The sequence below is a fragment of the Treponema rectale genome (genome assembly GCF_014202035.1).
GTDB lineage: Bacteria > Spirochaetota > Spirochaetia > Treponematales > Treponemataceae > Treponema_D > Treponema_D rectale.
On record NZ_JACHFR010000001.1, the window covers coordinates 155,971 to 176,062 of the forward strand.

Below are 20,092 nucleotides of genomic sequence, written 5' to 3' on the forward strand. Positions count from 1 at the left end.
ACTTGGCTTGCGCCAAGTTGGACGAGTTTATGCTTTGCATAAACTCGCAAGCTTATATTACAATACTGGTTTCATTGCTGTCATGTAAGCACGGAGCTTGCGGCCTACTACTTCAATCGGGTGATTGCGGATTTCGGCATTTACTTCTACAAGCTGAGTGTTAGGAACGCTGTTGCTCTTTACGCTGAGACCCTTTCCGATTACTTCAGTTGTAAGTTTAGGCATAAGGTCTTTTGCCATCATAGGAGCTGCTACGCGGCTGAAAAGATAGCATCCGTATTCTGCTGTATCAGAAATAACACGGTTCATTTCATAAAGGCGCTTGCGGTCAATAAGGTTTGCAATAAGAGGAACTTCATGAAGTGATTCATAGTAAGCTGATTCAGGTTTGATACCTGCGTCTACCATTGTTTCAAATGCAAGTTCGCATCCTGCTTTAACCATTGCAACCATAAGAATACCCTTGTCAAAGTATTCCTGTTCAGTGATTTCTTCGTCTGATTCCTTTGTTGATTCAAACGGAAGCTTTCCTGTTTCTTCACGCCATGTAAGAAGATCTTTGTCTCCGGCTTTCCAGTCTTCCATCATTGTAGAAGAGAATTTTCCAGAAATGATGTCGTCCATGTGCTTCTGATAAAGTGGAGTAAGGAGAGTCTTGATTTCTTTAGAAAGTTCGTTAGCCTTGATTTTTGCAGGGTTAGAAAGGCGGTCCATCATGTTAGTGATTCCACCCCATTTAAGAGCTTCAGAAATTACGTTCCATCCGTGCATCAGAAGTTTTGTAGCATATTCAGGGGCAATTCCCTCTGCAACCATCTTGTCATAGCATACGATTGTTCCAGCCTGGAGCATACCGCAGAGAATTGTCTGTTCACCCATAAGGTCTGACTTAACTTCTGCAACAAATGATGATTCAAGAACACCTGCTTTGCTTCCGCCCATACCTACAGCAAGAGCTTTTGCAATAGCCCAGCCTTTTCCTTCAGGATCGTTTGCAGGGTGAACGGCGATAAGGTCAGGTACACCGAATCCGCGCTGGAATTCATGATAAACTTCTGTTCCCGGTCCTTTTGGAGCACACATTACAACAGTGATGTCCGGACGAATCTGCATTCCTTCTTCAATCATGTTGAAGCCGTGTGAGTACCAGAGGGCAGAGCCTTTCTTCATTCTCTTCATAACTTCTGTGATTACAGGAGTGTGCTGCTTATCAGGAGTAAGGTTTCCTACAAGGTCAGCCGTAGGAATGAGTTCATCATATGTTCCTACTTTGAATCCGTTTTCCGTAGCGTTTTTCCATGACTGGCGTTTTTCTGCAATTGCTGAATCGCGGAGTGCATATGAAACATCAAGACCTGAGTCACGAAGACACATACCCTGATTTAAACCCTGGGCACCGCATCCTACGATTACAATTTTCTTTCCCTGAAGAGCTTTTACTCCGTCAGCGAATTCTTCTTTTGCCATTGAGCGGCAGTGTCCCAGCTGAAGACGTGCTTCACGCCATGGAATAGAATTAAAATAGTTGTTTCCCATTTTGTAAACCTCTTTGTATTTTATTAGCGTAACTACTATGCCGTATTTACGACTCAGTTTTTTCAGTTACGTATTATAGAGGCAATGCAACGTTGCGTAAAGTGAAATCATTTTCATACAACGTTGCATAAAATGCAATAATGAGTTATTTACCTTGCTATGTATTCTTCCAGAGCGTCGAGGTCCTGACTTGTGTAGAGATTTACCGGAATTTCTACAATGCGTTCAACGTCTTTTCCTTTTATTGTGTTCAGGGCATTTTCCAGCGCAGTATAACCCATAAGATATGGATTCTGTACCGAAACTGCAAGAACTTTTGAATTTGGCCTCAGCATCTCAAGGGCAATACTTTTTGTAAGGTCAGTTCCGCAAATGAGTATATCTGTACGCTCCATTTCTTTTAGAGTTTGTAAGCAGGCGCTAAGGGTAGTCTGGTTCCAGCACCATATGAGCTGAATGTCCGGATGATCATTAAGAAGTGTTCTTACGTTTCGTTTGGTTTCTTCTGTAAGTTCACTGTTGATTTCTGCCTTTACGATAATTTTTTTAGAATCAACAAGAGACTGTACTGCAGATTTAAATCCGTTGCAGCGTTCCTTTGCAATTGTATAGGAATTATTTGTTATGAATGCAGCCTTAACTTCTGAAAGCTTGTGTTCGTTTACATATTCCTTCAGATAGGTTCCGGTAATCTCTCCCAGTTTCTGTGAATTGACAATAACTTCACTGTCTACAGGGTAATTTACGAAGGTGTTCCAGGTAACGACTTTTACGCCGTGTTTTTTTAGAAAATCTATTGCAGGAACGCTTTTTGTGTAATCAATCGGGCTTATTATGACTGCCTTGATATGGGATTTTACAAGTTTTTCTGCAAGCTGGAATTCCATGCCGGTATCATAATATGAGTTATAACTTATAAATTTTATATGGTTTTCTGAAGATGCGTCTTCCATTCCCTGTATGCCTTCCTGAAACCATTCAATATTCGAATCAAAGCATATGGACGCTATGAGGGCATTCTGTTTTTTACAGGAAACTGCAAGAGTCTGGATAATGCAGACGGTAAGCAGCAGAAATATTCTTTTCATTACCGTCTCCTTATTTTGAATAAATATGGAACTGATTTTTACCGTTGTTCTTTGCAACGTAAAGAGCCTTGTCTGCATGCTTGAACAGGTCTGAATATTTTGTTCCGTGTTTAGGATATATGGCAACACCGATACTTGAAGAGACGTTTACCTTGATATTTCCATCAGAGTAGAGTTCATTCAGTTTAGTGCAGATGGCTTTTGCTTTTGACTGAAGAATTTTTTCTCCGGTAATATGATCAACGGCCTGAAGCTTAAGGAAGGCTGCGAATTCATCGCCTCCGACTCTTCCTACGAAATCTTTGTCGCTGAATACCATGCAGAGTTTTTTTGCAGTATCAAGAAGTACTTTGTCTCCTACGGTATGTCCCATGGTATCGTTTACTTTTTTGAAATTGTCCAGATCAATTATGTAGAAAGCATAAAGCTCACTGTCTCCGGAATTGCCGAGAACTTTTTCTATGCGTTCCCTGAAGGTTGATTTATTGAGGAGACCAGTCAGCGGATCTTCTTCTGCCTTCTGCTTAAGGAGCTGTTCTTTATTCATTACTTCATCAACATTGACGAGGTTTCCTACAAAACGGTGGGCGGCTCCATTTTCCGTTCGTACGACTGTTCCGATGAATTTGAACCAGTAGTAGTTTTCATCACGGCATTTTATTCTTACTTCACGGTTGAAAGCTGTTTCTGTATTGTTCCTGAGGTCCTGAATGTCCTTAATAAAAGAAATATCATCTGGATGAACATTGTTAATCAGATCAATAACCTGCTTACCCTGAAGCCGGTCTATGTATTTTGTGCTTAAAAATTCAGTGTCTCCGGAAAGTTCGAGACGTTCCTTGAAGAAATCATAGTCAAATACAATAGTCTGGGTCTGCTTTGTAGCAATGCGGAATTTTTCGTTTGCCCTCAGCATTTCATTATTGTTTTTAACAAGATATATTATGGAAAAAATCAGTATCATGAATGCTAGGGACAATATGATTTCTACGGCAATAATCTGTGAAGAAATAGTCGTTGACATGTCCGTTATTACAGTCTGAGGCGTAATCAGTGCGTAAAACCATCCGCTGACTGCAACCGGCGCAAGAATGGCCATTCTTTTCTGAGAACCTGTTTCATAGGGAATTACAAGAGGTTTTGATGTGTTCAAGGCTGATTTTACAGTATTTATATCCGTATCTCCGTTGATTCCCCAGGATGTACCCAGGTCAAAGAAGTTTACTATCCGGTTTGTAACCAGTTTTGAATTTTTAGAACGGGCGATAATCATTCCGTCGGAAGAAATAAGGATTGAAGACGCGTTTTCGTTGTAGTTGAATCCTTCTATAAACGTGTTAAGTCCTTCTCCTGAATAAACTCCAAAAAGAATACCTGTGGTCTGGCGTTTTTTACGGATCGGGACAGAAAGAATGAGGCTTTCCGTATAATTTGTTCCCGGGAGAATCTGTTTTGTGATTATTTCCTGGTTGGAGAAGGTTTTGTCAAAGAAATCCATGTTATAAATATTTATTTCTTCATTTTCTGTTGAAATGGCACGGCCGTTTTTATCAGCTACGTAGAGGGAAGAAAAAGTTGCCGTATTCTTAAACTGGGAGATGGAAGACTTAATCTGGTCAAAATTATTCATGTCCGTTGAGTCAAAATGCATTGCCATCGAACGGAGCATCGTAAGCTGGTCTTCAAGCCTTGTTTTAAACCCGGCAGACTGTGCACGGCATGTCTGTTCAAGAGATTGTTTTACGGATTTTTCAATCAGGGATTCAGTATTTGAGTCAAACCAGAAGGCAACGCCTATGATACATCCTAAGGTTATTAAAATTGAGGCGATAACCGGAAGCTGTATTTTTAACTGACGCATTTTAGCCCCCTTAAACTTTTTTAATTTTTTAAATTATATACCAATATTTTATATTAGAGAAGTGGATGTTCAATAAGTTCAAAAAATGTCATTTTCGGGCTGTTAACAACTTTTTATAAGTGTCATTTTCGGGCGCGACCCGAAAATCCATTTAATTACAATACAAGAGATTGCCGCATCAAGTGCGGCAATGACAGGGTGTCGAGCACGGCAATGACAGGGTGTCAACAACTTTTTATAAGTGTCATTTTCGGGCGCGACCCGAAAATCTAGTTAATTACAATACAAGAGATTGCCGCATCAAGTGCGGCAATGACAGGCTGTCGAGCACGGCAATGACAGGGTGTCAACAACTTTTTATAAGTGTCATTTTCGGGCTCGACCCGAAAATCTAGTTAATTACAATACAAGAGATTGCCGCATCAAGTGCGGCAATGACAGGGTGTCGAGCACGGCAATGACAGGGTGTCAACAACTTTTTATAAGTGTCATTTTCGGGCTCGACCCGAAAATCCATTTAATTACAATACAAGAGATTGCCGCATCAAGTGCGGCAATGACAGGCTGTCGAGCACGGCAATGACACTAGGAAGTAATCAGGTTTAGTTTTCAGTTTCTGATTTAAAGGCATAGACAGGTGTATTTTCAGGCCAGATACATCTGTCATTTTCTGAATCTGAGCAGCCGTAATTGGTTCCGGAAGGGTGTTTTATGTAGAAAGACTGGCTGTTTGAGGAAGAACCGTCGCTGGAAGTAACCGGCTTTTTAAAATAAAGCATGACGGTGTTTCCTTTAAGGACAATCGGCTCAGATTCATCTTTTTCGTCAGAGGTGTCGGAGGCATTCGGATCTCTGATGTATACCTGATAGGTTTTACTGCCGGTCGTAAAAGATATGCCTGTGTAAGTAGTTTTATAGATGTCTTTAACCGTTGAACTGCCTGAAGTAATGATTATGTGTCTTGCAGTCTGTGAACCTTCTGAAGGAGTAAGGGTTCCGCTTCCGTTTATTTCTGTTGAAGCAATCGTTCCGTATGTACAGGTGAAGGAAGGTTCTGATACTTCCACAATTGAATTGTTTATGACTACATCTGCCGTTCCTGTTGTTTGAGAAAAATTTACCGTAACGTCAAGTTCGACTTCTTCTTCTGATTCTCCGTCGGCAGAAGTTTCTGTCGTAAGGAAATAGCTTCTTGAACTGTTTAATACAAGGAGCCCGTCAGAAAGGTCGTATTCACCGTATATCGAAGAAACATCATAGTTTTCTACTGAATCTGAGCATGAAAAAAACAGTATGCCGGTTAAAAGAATGAAAATAATCTTACGCATGAGGGAATTTTATCATTTTTTAATTAAGGCTGGATTAAAAATTTGTAAAATTTTTGTTTTATGAGACTTCTACTATAAAATTCCCCTGGATTTGAGCATTGCATAGGCAGAAAGGGTTCCGGAATCCTTTATCATGTTTGCCTTTATTAAGGTTTCAAAATCTGAGGGAGTTACAGTTTTTATTTTAAGGTCTTCTTCCTCTTCATCAAGGTGCTGGTTTCCTTGAGAGAGTTCCGTGGCATAAAAAACATGTCCGGTCTGATCAGAAAAGCCTACTGCCGTAAAAAAAGTGCCTGCTTCCTGAATGAATCCTGCTGAAAGCCCTGTTTCTTCTTTTAGTTCCCGGCGGGCGCCTTCCGTAAGGCCGGTGTCTGATTTTTCCAGCATTCCCTGAGGAAATTCCAGTGTTTTTACTTTAAGAGGGTAGCGGTACTGTTCTACAAGATAAAGATATTTACCGTCAAAAGGCACTATAAGGGCAAACTCACCTTTTTCTACAACTCCGTAAAGTCCTTCCTTTCCGCTGGAACGCAGGATTTTGTCTTCGTAGACTTTCATCCACTTGTTTTCGTATTTTAATTCGTGGGTAAGCTGTTTTATAGGCGGTTCGTTAGTGTTCTGCATGGTTTCCTTCTATAGTGATGGTAAAAAAAACGGGCTTCCCTATGTACAGGAAGCCCGTTTGTGAGTTTCCGTTATTTACGAAAACTCATGCAAAATTATTTTGCAGCCTGAAGTCTCTTTTCGAGGTCATCAAGACATGCTGTAAGTTCTTTTGGAAGGTGTTTTCCAAACTTAGGATAATGGTTCTCACGAATGTCTTTAACTTCCTTGAGCCATCCGTCAACATCAACCTTGAGGATTTCTGGAAGTGTCTTCTTGTAGCAGTCAGCAAGACCGTCAGTGTTGAGGGCACCTTCTTTTGGCATAAATCCGATAGGTGTTTCAACTGCATTGTCTTTTCCGTCACAGCGGTCGAAGATCCATGCAAGAACGCGGCTGTTGTCACCGTATCCAGGCCACATGAATCCACCAGGGAGATCCTTGTTGTTTTCGTCCTTGCGGAACCAGTTAACGTAGAAGATCTTTGGAAGTTTGTCCTGATCAGCTTTTGCACCTACTTCAATCCAGTGTGCAAAGTAGTCACCCATGTTGTATCCACAGAATGGGAGGATTGCAAACGGGTCACGGCGGATTTTACCAACTTCTGCAGCATTGATTGTAGAAGCAGCTGTGATTTCTGAACCTACGATAGATCCGAGGAATACACCATGGTTCCAGTTGCGTGCCTGATGTACGAGAGGTACAGTTGAAGGGCGGCGTCCACCAAAGAGGATTGCAGAAATAGGTACACCTTCAGGGCTTTCCCAGTCAGATGCGATACATGGACACTGCTTAGCAGGTGCTGTAAAGCGTGCATTTGGATGAGCAAATTCTTCACCCTTAGGAGACTTGTCCTTTGGAAGTGCATCACGAGTCTGTCCCTTCCAGTCAACAAGCTTGCCCTTTGCAGGATATCCGATACCTTCCCACCAGACATCTCCGTCTTCTGTAAGAGCACAGTTTGTGAAGATTGTGTTCTTTTCTGCAGAAACAAGAGCGTTCTTGTTTGATTCAGCAGATGTTCCCGGTGCAACACCGAAGAATCCTGCTTCCGGGTTGATTGCATAAAGGCGTCCGTCTTTTCCGAACTTCATCCATGCGATATCGTCACCAACTGTTTCTACCTTCCATCCTGGAATTGTAGGAATAAGCATAGCAAGGTTTGTTTTTCCACAAGCAGACGGGAAAGCACCTGTTACGTATTTTACTTCACCCTGTGGGTTTGTAAGCTTAAGGATAAGCATGTGTTCTGCGAGCCAGCCTTCATCACGTGCAATAACTGTAGCGATGCGGAGTGCAAAACATTTTTTTCCGAGAAGAGCGTTTCCGCCGTATCCTGATCCGTAAGACCAGATGAGGTGTTCTTCAGGGAACTGAGAGATATATTTGTGTTCAACGTCAGCGCAAGGCCATACACCGTTGTCTTTTTCTCCGTTGTTAAGTGGCTTACCTACTGAGTGGAGACATGGAACGAAGTCATCTCCGAGGTACTGCCATACTTTTTCTCCGGCACGTGTCATGATGTCCATGTTAAGAACTACGTATTCAGAGTCTGTAAGTTCAATACCGTATTTTGCGATTGGTGAACCGAGTGGTCCCATGCAGAAAGGAATAAGGTACATTGTGCGGCCGTGCATACATCCTGTGTAGAGACCTTTCATTGTAGCCTTAAGTTCTTTTGGATCGATCCAGTGGTTTGTTGGACCTGCATCTTCTTCTTTTACAGATGAAATGAATGTGCGTGATTCAACACGTGCAACATCAGAAGGAAGTGAGCGGAAAAGATAGCTGTGTGCTTTTTTTGCAAGAGGTGTAGCAAGACCAGCATCAACACACTTTTTCATCAAGCGGTCATACTCTTCGTTTGAACCGTCGCAGATTACAACGTTGTCCGGTTCACACATTTTTACGCATTCTTCAACCCAAGCCTTGATTTTTGGGTTTTTGATTTCATCGATAGTTTTAATAGCCATCATGTGCTCCTATAGATATTTGGAAATCCATTGAAACAGTGCTTTTTACAACGTAAGCTTTCTGTTTTCAGCTTAGATTTCTACAGAACTGATTCTAAACTTTTTTTTCTTTCTTTTCAACAGAGCAGGGAAAAATCGGAAAAGCCCGCATTTTTAAGTGAACGTTGAAAATGAATATAATTTATGTTAAATTAGTCTGATATTTGTGATGGGGAACAGATTTCTTTGTAATTTATGGAAGAAAATTGTCTAAAATATAGAAAAGTTCTTAAACGTTACAATTCTCAGATGCTTCTTGCTGCAGAAAAAACTTTTAGTGCAAGTACTGTTTCTAATGTTACATTAAAACACATTGTCTGCCATGCAGTGTCTCCTGTTCTTTTTGATTATGTGTACTGGATGCTTTGTGAAGCACGCAACAAAAAAATAGAGCGCCTTTATTTTTTTGCCCGGGATGGTTTTATACTTTATAAAATTGCACTTTTAATTGTAAAAAAACTGAAGCTGAATGTTGACTGCCGGTATTTGTATATTTCCAGATTTGCATCACGAATACCGCTTTATCATTTCTCGCTGGAAACGGCTTTTGATTTTATATGTGAGAAAAAAATTTTTAATTCGTTACGTACGGTTATTCAAAATATTACGCTGGATAAAAATGAATTTGAATACATAAGGAAGTTACTTAATATAGAAGAAAATAGACTTGATAAGGAACTGTCTCGTCAGGAACTTGAAGAATTAAAGAAAAGCTTTTTGAAAAATGAAAGTCTTAAAAGCTATATATATTCCCTTTCAGAAAAAGCGTATGAAAGTGCAGTAAAATATTTTGCACAGGAAGGTCTTTATGATAATGTCAGTTTTGCTTTTGCTGATGTGGGCTGGAGAGGAACATTACAGGTTTCGTTGAACAGGCTTCTTTCTAAAAAAATTCCTGCATTTTATTTTGGTCTTTATACGGATGAATTTTTAAAAAAATCATGCAATGATTTATGGGCTGCCTACTATTTTTCTCCAGTAAAGAATTTTGTCAGAAAGCTTCATTTTAATAATTCATTATTTGAATGTTTTTGTACTGCTCCGGATGGAATGACTTCTGGTTACGAGTTTAAGAATGGAAAGTGGATTGCATTATTTGTATCAGAAGGAAATGTAAACTGTAAAAAATGGTTTTTGCAGGAGCAGCTTAATCTTATTGAAGCCTGGACTGAAAATTATCTGTCTCTTGGGATTCCGGATAATCCTTCTGTAAAAATGGACGAGAAACTTCTGTGTGCACTTATGTTCAGACCGGCAAAAAATGAAGCTGAGCTATATGGAAGCTATTTATTTTCAGATGAAACAAATGAAGAAAATCTTATACAGCTTGCACCGGAATATACAGAGAAAGATTTTAAGGCTGTGCTTTTACGTCTTCTGCATAAATCGTTAAAAAGAAAATGCGTTAAATCTTTCTGGAGATACGGTTCAATAGCACGTTCAAAACTTGATTTTTTAAGTAAGTTTGTATTCAGAAGTTATTGTTATGCAGTTTCGGTGTGGACATCTATAAAACAAAAATGAGGATATTATGAATATTGAAACAAAAGAGAAAATTTACAGGTTTCTTGTATCCAGGAATAGGAATATCAATGGGGAGTATTGTACATACAAAAAACAGAATCCGGATTATCATGGACATCCTGTAAGAAATTTTATCAAAATTTTCCGTTTGAATTTTCATTACAGAATTTTGCGGAGTAAGAAGCCTCTGTATTATAAATCTGTAAATGCGGTTCGTCTTCCATATCTGGATGGTTCTGAAAGTGAAGCATTTAAGCGTCAGAATGTAATGCATTTTGCAAAGGGCTTGCTTCAGTATGATGTAATTTCGTTTGATATTTTTGATACTCTCATACTGCGCCCTTTTGCAAAACCGACTGATTTGTTTCTTCTTATAGGACATGCCCTTGAGATTCCGGATTTTTATCAGATAAGAATTAATGCTGAAAAAAAAGTTCGTCAAGAAAAGTTTGAAAAAACAGGAAATTATGAAATAACTATTAGTGATATTTATAAAGTTATTGAGCGGAGAACAGGAATTTCTGCAGATAAAGGAATTCAAACTGAACTTGAATATGAAAAACGCTATTGCTTTGCTAATCCGTATATGAAACGGGTTTACGATATGCTCGTAGAACTTGGAAAAAAGATAATAATAACTTCGGATATGTATATTCCTGGTGAGCAGATGAAAGAAATTCTTACTTCATGCGGTTATACAAATTATGAAAATCTTTATGTTTCCTGTGATTATGGCACAAGTAAGCGTTCTGGCGGATTATATGAAATTGTAAAGTCTGATTATGAAGGAAAAGCAATAGTTCATGTTGGTGATAATTATGCATCTGATATAAATTCTGCAAACGACTGTGGTCTGGATACTCGTTTTTATCGTAACTGTCATGAAATCGGGAATAAATATCGTAGTGAGGGCATGTCTGAAATAATTGGATCTGCTTATGCAGGAATTATTAATACTCATCTTCATAATGGCGATAAGACATATTCCTCTTATTATGAATATGGTTTTATTTATGGCGGACTTTATGTTTTAGGCTACTGTCACTGGATTCATGAAAAATGCAAGAAAGAAGGAATTGAAAAAGTTCTTTTCCTTGCCCGCGATGGTGCAATTTACCAGAAAGTTTTTAACATGCTTTATGATGATGTTCCAAATGAATATGTCCTGTGGTCTAGAATTGCAAATGCCAAGTATTCGCTGGAATTTGATAAATATGAATTTATTAAAAGGATAATTATTCATAGAGCATTTAATAAAGATGCACCTATGACAATTGAAGAAGTGTTTAAATCTGTTAATTTAGATAATCTTATAGGGGTTTTACAAGAATATGATTTACAGGCAGATTGTGTATTGACCCCTGATAATAAAGATTTACTTGAAGAATTGCTTATAGAGAATTGGGATTTAGTTTTAGACACAATGAAAATTCAAAGAGGTTTGTGTCGTTCTTATTTGACGGATATTATTGGTAATGCAAAAAAAATTGCTATTGTTGATGTTGGATGGGTGGGGTCTGGACCTACAGGATTAAAAAAAATAATACATAAAGATTATAAATTAGATTGTGAAGTTTCATGTTTTCTTGCTGCTTTTTGTTCATTTGATGTTACTAATAATTTGGATTTGTTGATGGATAATACTATTGAACCATATATGTTTTCTCGTTGCTATAATAGACTGAATTATGATTTTCATAGAAAAAAAAATAACGGCATAAATAATATTCTTATGGAAATGTTTACCCAAAATACAACTCCAAGTTTTTCAGGATGGAATGATGATGGTGATTTTATTTTTGATTTTCCAGAAATTGAAAATTATGAATTAATTAGTGAAATTCATAAAGGAATTTTTGATTTTTGCTCAAAATATAAATTAACATTTTTTAATGATGATTTTTTGTTTAATATTTCTGGCTACGATGCTTATACACAGTTTAGATTTGCAATTAAGAATTTAAAACTTGCTAAATTATTGTTTGGTAATTGTATTTTTGCAAGAAATATAGGGTTTGATGGAACAAAGCTTAATAAATATTTTAAATAAAAAGAGAGATATAAAATGGTTTTATACGAGGCAATAACAACATATCATATATTAAATTCTGTAGTAGATTTATTACACAATAAGAAAGAAGCTGTTTTATTAATTGATCAATATAAGTATAAGAAATTAAGTAGTACATTAAGGACCTACTTGGAGAATAAATTTAAAAAAATAGTTTGTTATGATATTGGTTTTGGCGATAATCGTTCTGATTCAGAAATAATAAAGTATTTCCATTCTTTAATTGGTAAAACATCATTATATGAAAAAATTTTTTGTGCTTCCGGAGAGCATTGTTTCGGGTTGTTTCTTGCAATTACAAAAACTCCATTTGTTTTCTGTGAGGAAGCTGCAGGAATATTGAGTAGACCGCAAATCTTAATAGATATAGATAATGGATATATTTCTAGAAAAAAAGTTACGAAAAGATATGAAGAACTTGGTCTGTATGATGGTACAAATTCTAATATAACAACGTTGAGATGTAATATAAAAGCACAGAAAGCTGATTTTTCAACGGCTGGAAAAAATATTGAAGACTTTGATGTTGTAGAAAAAATCTTAAATCTTTCTGGGAATGATAGAAATGAGTTGATTTCTGCATTTATAGAAAATGAAACTTCATTTGCAATAAATGCAGATGTATTACTATTGACGCAGCATTATGCAAATAACTGTATTTTGTCTTTTGAAAATCAAGTTTTACTTTATCAGTATTTTGTCGACTACTTCTTTTATGATAAAAAAGTTGTTTTCAAACCTCATCCAGAGGATATTTTATACTACAAAAAGCTTTTTCCTCAAAGTGAAGTAATCCGTCAGGTTTTTCCGTCGGAGTTTATTCCCTTTATTTTTGATCCAAAACCTAAATGTGTGGCAACGGTTTCTTCAACAGGTATTTATAACTTGCGTGGTCATTTTGAAGAATGCTTTGAACTTGATGTTGATTTTGAAAAACGATTTCCATTTATTCACAGATATTACGCAGCATTCCGCATTTATGATGCTCTTAAAATGAATGTTAATAAAACTGGCTGTAACGATATTCTGCTTGAACAGTTCGAAAAAAAATATGGCACTCTGGCAGAAAAACAAAATACAGCCTATATAATTGATGACATAAAATCAGAGGAAGATGAAGACAGAAACAGAATCATAAATCTTCTGGATAATTTAAATCCGAATGACTGTGTAATCTTTATTAATTCTGCAGGTGATTTCTGCTGGTATGATTATTTCCGTAAGGATTTATGGCAGAATATTGTGCCTGTTGTAATTCAAAAAAGTGTAATCAATCCGCAGAAAGAAGATTTTTATGCTTCAACCGATGAAGAAGTTATTTATGTTTATTCAAAGAATAAGGAGATTTTGAATATGGCAAAAGAAATTCATATTGAAAAAGATTTGACTAATACAAATTTAAAAGTAACGACTGCAGAGTTATCTCATGAGCAGGAAAGAATAAAGATTCTTGAAGGAATGCTTGCCGCTACGGAAAGAAGGCTTTTACTTTATATTAATAAAGAAAATGAAGCGGAAAAGTGATTCTTAAAGAATAGAATAATTGAAAAAATAATGCAGTGTTATTATACTGAACAAAACTGGTATATGTACCGTTTTTGTTCAGTGTGAGGTTATTGTGAAAATACTTCGTTCAAAATATATCGAAGCCCTTAAGAATCGTATGAACAACGGTCTTATAAAGGTTGTAACAGGAATCAGACGGTGCGGAAAATCCTATCTGCTGTTTAATCTGTTTGTTGACTTTTTAAAAAGTACCGGCGTTTCTGATGATTGTATTATTGAATTGGCTTTAGATGATGACTTGAATGAGAAATATAGGAATCCGGAAGAGCTCTCGGTTTATATTCGTTCTTTAGTGAAAGATGCTGACAAAACTTATTATATTTTACTTGATGAGATTCAGTTTGCAATAAGTGATGAAGAATACAAACATCCTGAAAAACCAATAAAAATATACAGTGTGCTGAATGGCCTTTTAAGACTTTCGAATGTAGATGTTTATATAACAGGCTCTAATTCAAGATTTTTGTCTAAAGATATTCTTACTGAATTTCGTGGACGTGGTGATGAAGTTCATGTTCTTCCATTTTCGTTTAGTGAATATTTACAGGGCTATAGTGGAGATGTTTATCATGCGTGGGCCGATTATATTGTTTATGGTGGATTACCCCTTGTGCTGAACATGAAAACTGATGAGCAAAAATCTTCCTACTTGATAAATTTGTTCACAGAAACTTACATCAAAGATATTATTGCAAGAAATAAAATTGAAAAAACTCAAGAGCTGGAAAACCTTATAGATATTCTTGCTTCCAGTACGGGTTCATATACGAATCCAACACGGATCTTAAAGACGTTTCAAACGGTTCTGCATTCAAAATTAAGCATTAATACTCTTATAAATTTTTTTGATTATCTTGAGGATTCCTTTATTATAAATGCAGCAAAGAGATATGATGTAAAAGGTCGAAAGTATATAGGCTCGTTAAATAAGTATTATTTTGAGGATGTTGGATTAAGAAATGCTCGTTTAAATTTCAGACAGATAGAAGAAAGTCATCTTATGGAAAATGTTATCTATAATGAATTACGTTATAGGGGCTTTAATGTTGATGTCGGAATTGTTGAGAAGCGGGAAACGGATGATGAAGGTAAACGAAAACGGATTCTGTATGAAGTTGATTTCATAGCGAATCAGGGAAGCAGAAAGTACTATATACAGTCTGCTTTGAATATTTCATCAGCTGAAAAATCAGAACAGGAAAAGAAATCTTTAAAAAGTGTAAATGACAGTTTCAAAAAGATTATCATTGTTAAAGATGTAATAAAGCAATATATGGATGAAGATGGCATTATGATTATCAGTCTTTTTGATTTTCTGCAGGATGAAAACAGTTTGAATTTTTAATATTATTGATGAATCTATTTTTTTACAGATATGGATTTTTTTTAGGAGGAAAGTGTAATGAAAATTACAGCAGTAATACCAGCAAGATATGCATCATCTCGTTTACCAGGTAAACCGTTAAAAGATATTTGCGGAAAGCCAATGATATGGTGGGTTTATAATCAGGTAAAATCAACTTCTTTATTTGATTCTGTAATTTGTGCAATTGATGATGATAGAATCAAAGATATATGTGAAAAGTATAATCTTGATTATATAATGACCAAATCTGATCATCCGGATCATATTGCAAGAATTCATGAAGTTTCAGAAAAAATTGTTTCTGATTTTTATATTTGTATAAATGGTGATGAGCCATTAATTTCAAAAGAATGTATTGCTCCTGTTATTCCTAATAAATGTGAAGAAAAACCGTTTTTTAATGGGGCATTCAGGATTCTTACAGATCCTGCTGAAACAATTGACTTTGCAAAAATAAAGCTTGTAATTTCGGATCAAACCGGAAAGTGTTTATATATGTCAAGAACGCCTGTTCCTTATCCGAGAGGTTCATTATTTTTTAATTATAAAAAATATGTTGGCGTTGAATGTTTTAATAAAGCTGCATTAGATTTTTTTGTTTCACATCCAATGGGAGATCTTGAAAAAATAGAAGATATTGATCATTTACGCTTTTTAGAGAATGGCATCGATTTACATTTTAATGAAGTAAAATCAGATTCTATTTCTGTTGATACTCCGAAAGACTTGGAAAAAGTTCGAACGATTATGGCAAAGAGATTACATCAGGAAGAATAGTTGTTGTTTAGTTCTATGTAATTTTTAACTTGTAATTAAGGAGAATTATCTCTGCAATGAATAACATAAGCATTCTTGATTGTACCCTGAGAGATGGCGGATACATCAATAACTGGGAATTCGGACAGGACTCAATAAAACAGATTTTGCATAGTCTTTGCGAATCTAATGTAGAAATTATTGAATGCGGTTTTTTACGTGATGAAGACTATAATGTAAACCGCTCTGTTTTTTCTTCAGTCAAACAGATTGCAGAGATGATTCAGCCTAAAAAGGAATCTGCAATGTATGTTGCAATGATTGCTTTAGGGGATATTGATGTAAATAAAATCTCTGAAAGAACTGGAAATTCAATTGATGGAATCCGACTTACATTTCATAAGCATCAATGGAATGAGGCAAAAGAATCTGCAAAAATTCTTATGGAAAAAGGGTATAAGGTTTTTGTTCAGCCAGTCGGTACAACTTCGTATTCAGATATGGAACTTTTAAAATTACTTCTGGATGTGAATATCTTAAAGCCGTTCGCTTTTTATCTTGTAGATACCCTTGGTATAATGTACAGAAAAGATTTACAGCGTTCATTTTTTTTGATTGATAATAATCTTGATTCAGAAATTTCTGTAGGCTTTCATTCTCATAATAACCTTCAGCTTTCTTTTGCAAATGCACAGGAATTGATGCGTTTTCATACAAAGAGAAAAATCATTATCGATGCTTCAGTATATGGAATGGGACGTGGAGTTGGAAATCTTTCTTCTGAACTTTTAACACAGTATATAAATGTAAATGTTGAAGAGCGTTATTCGATTTTACCGCTTTTAAAAATTGCGGATGAATATTTAATTGAGATTTATAATAAACACCGCTGGGGATACAGTCTTCCGTATTTTTTATCCGGCATAGAAAAATGTCATCCTAATTATGCTTCATATCTTATGGAAAAAGAAACACTTTCCATTGAATCGATTTCTAAAGTTTTGAGTTTATTGCCTGTAGATAAAAGAAATCTTTTTGATAAAAGTCTTATTGAAGAATTATATCTGGAATATCAAAAATCAGATATTGATGATAATGATGTAGTAAAGGAACTAAAAGAAATTTGTGAGAATAAAACTGTTCTTTTGCTTGCATCAGGAAAATCTATTCTTCAAAAAGTTGAAGAAATCAAGACTGTTATTAAGAACGAGAAAGCTGTTGTTTTTGCGATAAATTTTTCTCCAGACTTTTTAAAAAGCGATTATGTTTTTGTTACAAATCAAAAGAGGCTCTCAAATTTAAAAAATGTAAATTCTGCAAAAGTGATTGCTTCAAGTAATCTCAAAAACGAAGAATTCAATTTTGATTACATAATCAATTATTCTTCATATCTTGGAATCGGTTCAGGTTCTGATAATGCGGGTGCTATGCTTATAAGGCTTCTTTCAAAAATAAATGTAGGAAAATTATATCTGGCTGGCTTTGATGGATTTAACCCTAATACAGTCGAAAATTATTGCGTACAAAATAACTCTGCTATTTTGGAATCTGAAACTGCAGCTCAAAAGAATCAGTCAATTTCGATTCAGTTGAAAAATGCATTGAATAAATTATCTTACATTCTTCTTACGCCAACACGATATGAGATTTAAGGATTTTGATTATATGAAAAAACTTGTTTTATTTGATTTTGACGGTACCCTTGCTGATACTTCGGAAGGTATAATTAACTCTCATAAATATGCTCATAAAATGATGGGGAGGGAGATTCCTTCGGATGAAGTTCTTTATTCTGTAATCGGCGGTCCATTGCTTCAGACATATATGAACCGTTTTGGTTTTAATGAAAATGAGGCAATAGAAGCTGTAAAGTATTATAGAGAGTTTTATGCGAAGCAGGGAATTAATGAGGCTCAGCTTTATCCCGGAATAAAAGACCTTCTTGTTACCTTGAATCAGAAAGGCATTCTTGCTGGTGTTGCTACATTAAAAGCTGAAAAGTTTGCAAAAATAATGTCAGAGAATCTTGGTATTGCTGAATACTTTTCAGTAATTCACGGGATTGATGCTAATGATAAAAGTTCAAAGGCTGATATTATTAAGCGTTGCCTTGAAGACACTGGCACAAACTTTTCTGATGTGCTGATGGTTGGTGATAGTATTCATGATTATAATGGTGCGCAGGAAGCAGGCATAGATTTTGCTGGAGTTATATACGGCTTTGGTTTTACCGGACGTAATCACGGAAATAACTTTAATATCTTTAATTCATCGGCAGAATTACAAGATTTCATTTTGAAATCCTGTAATTAGTGGTAAATATTATTTGTTTTATTAACTCTGATAAAAAAATCCCAACTGCCGGAGTCTTTGGCGGTCGGGATTCATTCTTATTTATAAAATAAACGTTTATAAAATAAACGAAGATGCAGTAAAAGACAGGAGTTTCTTTTGCTGCATCTGTTTTTTAAAGAATGCTTTTTTTTAGAAGAACATTTCGATACCGATAGGCATGTAGATTTTGTTTGATGAAGATTCATAAGAAAGATCACAAACGCCGCCTACTGTTCCTTCCATAGTTGCTTTTGTATAGCGGTCAGCAATTCCTACGAAAAGATAGTTGTTTGCACCGAAAGTTTTCTTTACGTAGATTTCTGCTCCTACGTTGTGCTGGCGAAGCTTAAGGTCTGCAAATGTGCTGTCTTCTCCGTCTGCTTTTGTAATGTTGTAGTTTCCTGAGAGACCTACGAAAAGATCCTGTGAACCGAACGGATTGATACATACTTCAGCAAGTGCGTCAACACCAGCCATAAGAATATCTGCACCCTTTCCTTTTTCGAGAGTTACGATACCGCCCGGTGTGTACTGAGCAAGGTTTGATGTTCCCTGTCCGCCCCAGATGTGTCCTTTGTAAAGGATGAATCCTTTTTCTACAACACCCATTGTTCCGATACAAGAGTACCAGTTGTAGAAGGTTTCAGGATCATATTCGCGAAGTTCATCACGGGTTACGAGTGGAAGCTTGAATCCAACTTCAATAAGGTTTGCATTAGGAGTCTTTTCAAGATCTACATCACCGAGTCCTGTTGCTCCGCCCATAAATCCAAGGAAGTCAATACCGAATTCAAGACGTCCGTAGTAGTCGTTCATGTCATATCCTGCTGCTCTTGCTGAAGCAAACTTGCTTTCTGCATAGCGGTAGTTGTCTGCACTGATTGAATCTCCCCAGTACTGAGCTTTGATCTGTGCAATGCCTGGAATTGTGTATCCGATGCCTGCCTGTACCGTGCGCAATGCATCATAGAGAGGCATGTCTGAATCACGGTCTGTATCTGCACAAGAAACGCCTAATGTTCCTGAGAGGTCAATTGCAGCTGCTGCATAAGCACCTTCAAGTACTGTGTCTTTCATACCTGTTGCAGAAACGAAAAGTCCTGTTGTAGGCCAGAATTCAGAGAAGATGTCATCTTCAGATTTTACGTCTGATGATTCTCTCTGTCCGAAGTCACCGATTGAACCGCGGAGGTAGTTTTCCCTCATTTTACCGAAAGCAATTTTTCCTGTAACTGCAAGAGGTTCGATGTCTCCCTGTGCCCAGATTTTTGCCTGGTCACCGATTGCTACAGCATATTTTCCGTCTTCATTGTAGTTTACGTCTTCTTCTGCTTCATCTGCATCATAGAGCTTGTGAAGGAAAAGGGCGTGTCCGTCAGAGTCAAGGTTGAAGTCAAAACCGAAGTGGTTGTCCGGAGTGCGTCCGATAATCCAGAAACCTACGCGGCTTCCGTAAGACCAGTCAGGATCAAGGGATGCATAGTTTTTTGATGTTGATTCATCTGTTTCCATGGCTTTGAGCATCGCAATAGCGGCTTTTGCCTGGTAAGCCTGTGTAAGAGTAGCTGCTGCTTGTGCCTGATAGGCTGCCTGAGCTGATGCGTCAATTGCTCCTGTTGCTACAGCCTGTGCTGCCTGTGCTGCACTGACTGTTGAAATTACATCTGCAATATAGCCTTCGTTATCGGAAGTCAGTGTACCTCCTAATGATGTATAAGCTGCTTCTGCGCTGGTTACGCCGTCAAGGGCCTGCTGTCCCAGGGTTGTTGCATCTGCGGTAATCTTTGTATCTACCTCTGAGTGACCGATGTTAAAGGTTGAGCGTCCCCATGCTCCAAAAGAAATGTCGCCCACTGATGTTCTAAGGGTCGAAGTGTAGTTGTCCTGTGCGCCTGCTGTAAATCCTGCAAGAACTAAACCAGCTGCTGCTGCCAAGATCTTTTTCATAAAATTCCTCCTTCTGCCGTGCAGAAAATAACTAAAGTACAAGTAACTTCTGTTTTTATGGAAACTAAGAAACTTGTTTTGGTTTTTCAGTTTCCTAAAG

Annotated in this window: 14 protein-coding genes; 7 read left to right on the plus strand and 7 right to left on the minus strand. The window is 36.9% G+C overall.

The window, feature by feature from the left end:
- Nucleotides 1-57: 57 nt before the first annotated feature.
- From ilvC to HNP77_RS00685, 6 genes are all read right to left on the minus strand, one after another.
- Nucleotides 58-1,536 (minus strand): ketol-acid reductoisomerase, encoded by a 1,479-nt coding sequence (ilvC, locus tag HNP77_RS00660; RefSeq protein WP_184651234.1) that lies wholly within the window; start codon nucleotides 1,534-1,536, stop codon nucleotides 58-60.
- A gap of 149 nt (nucleotides 1,537-1,685) precedes the next feature.
- Nucleotides 1,686-2,624, minus strand: a complete 939-nt coding sequence (locus tag HNP77_RS00665) for a sugar ABC transporter substrate-binding protein (RefSeq protein WP_184651235.1) — start codon at nucleotides 2,622-2,624, stop codon at nucleotides 1,686-1,688.
- Nucleotides 2,625-2,634: 10 nt separating this feature from the next.
- Complete coding sequence (locus tag HNP77_RS00670) at nucleotides 2,635-4,485, minus strand: sensor domain-containing diguanylate cyclase (protein WP_184651236.1); 1,851 nt, start codon at nucleotides 4,483-4,485, stop codon at nucleotides 2,635-2,637.
- A gap of 602 nt (nucleotides 4,486-5,087) precedes the next feature.
- On the minus strand, nucleotides 5,088-5,813 hold the full coding sequence (locus HNP77_RS00675) for a hypothetical protein (RefSeq protein ID WP_184651237.1): 726 nt from the start codon (nucleotides 5,811-5,813) through the stop codon (nucleotides 5,088-5,090).
- Between the two features lie 72 nt (nucleotides 5,814-5,885).
- The gene (locus HNP77_RS00680; RefSeq protein WP_184651238.1) at nucleotides 5,886-6,437 is read right to left on the minus strand and encodes an NUDIX domain-containing protein; all 552 of its coding nucleotides are present in this window, start codon (nucleotides 6,435-6,437) and stop codon (nucleotides 5,886-5,888) included.
- A 95-nt stretch (nucleotides 6,438-6,532) separates the two neighbouring features.
- On the minus strand, nucleotides 6,533-8,389 hold the full coding sequence (locus HNP77_RS00685; protein ID WP_184651239.1) for a phosphoenolpyruvate carboxykinase (GTP): 1,857 nt from the start codon (nucleotides 8,387-8,389) through the stop codon (nucleotides 6,533-6,535).
- A 234-nt stretch (nucleotides 8,390-8,623) separates the two neighbouring features.
- Here HNP77_RS00685 and HNP77_RS00690 point away from each other — a divergent pair, with 234 nt between their 5' ends.
- The 7 genes from HNP77_RS00690 to HNP77_RS00720 all read left to right on the plus strand — a co-directional run bounded on the left by HNP77_RS00690 (nucleotide 8,624) and on the right by HNP77_RS00720 (nucleotide 18,024).
- Entirely contained in the window at nucleotides 8,624-9,952 is a 1,329-nt protein-coding gene (locus HNP77_RS00690) for a hypothetical protein (RefSeq protein ID WP_184651240.1), read from the plus strand.
- A gap of 7 nt (nucleotides 9,953-9,959) precedes the next feature.
- A complete protein-coding gene (locus HNP77_RS00695; RefSeq protein WP_184651241.1) occupies nucleotides 9,960-12,002 on the plus strand; it encodes an HAD family hydrolase in 2,043 nt (680 codons plus the stop codon).
- 15 nt (nucleotides 12,003-12,017) lie between these two features.
- Nucleotides 12,018-13,547: a polysialyltransferase family glycosyltransferase gene (locus tag HNP77_RS00700; RefSeq protein ID WP_184651242.1), complete on the plus strand. Its 1,530-nt coding sequence runs from the start codon at nucleotides 12,018-12,020 to the stop codon at nucleotides 13,545-13,547.
- 94 nt (nucleotides 13,548-13,641) lie between these two features.
- A complete protein-coding gene (locus HNP77_RS00705) occupies nucleotides 13,642-14,934 on the plus strand; it encodes an ATP-binding protein (RefSeq protein ID WP_184651243.1) in 1,293 nt (430 codons plus the stop codon).
- A 57-nt stretch (nucleotides 14,935-14,991) separates the two neighbouring features.
- Complete coding sequence (locus HNP77_RS00710; protein WP_184651244.1) at nucleotides 14,992-15,732, plus strand: 3-deoxy-manno-octulosonate cytidylyltransferase; 741 nt, start codon at nucleotides 14,992-14,994, stop codon at nucleotides 15,730-15,732.
- A gap of 56 nt (nucleotides 15,733-15,788) precedes the next feature.
- Nucleotides 15,789-17,363, plus strand: a complete 1,575-nt coding sequence (locus HNP77_RS00715) for an aldolase catalytic domain-containing protein (RefSeq protein WP_184651245.1) — start codon at nucleotides 15,789-15,791, stop codon at nucleotides 17,361-17,363.
- 13 nt (nucleotides 17,364-17,376) lie between these two features.
- On the plus strand, nucleotides 17,377-18,024 hold the full coding sequence (locus tag HNP77_RS00720; protein ID WP_184651246.1) for an HAD-IA family hydrolase: 648 nt from the start codon (nucleotides 17,377-17,379) through the stop codon (nucleotides 18,022-18,024).
- A gap of 171 nt (nucleotides 18,025-18,195) precedes the next feature.
- Here HNP77_RS00720 and HNP77_RS00725 read toward each other — a convergent pair whose 3' ends face one another.
- On the minus strand, nucleotides 18,196-19,992 hold the full coding sequence (locus HNP77_RS00725) for a hypothetical protein (RefSeq protein ID WP_184651247.1): 1,797 nt from the start codon (nucleotides 19,990-19,992) through the stop codon (nucleotides 18,196-18,198).
- Nucleotides 19,993-20,092 lie beyond the last annotated feature (100 nt).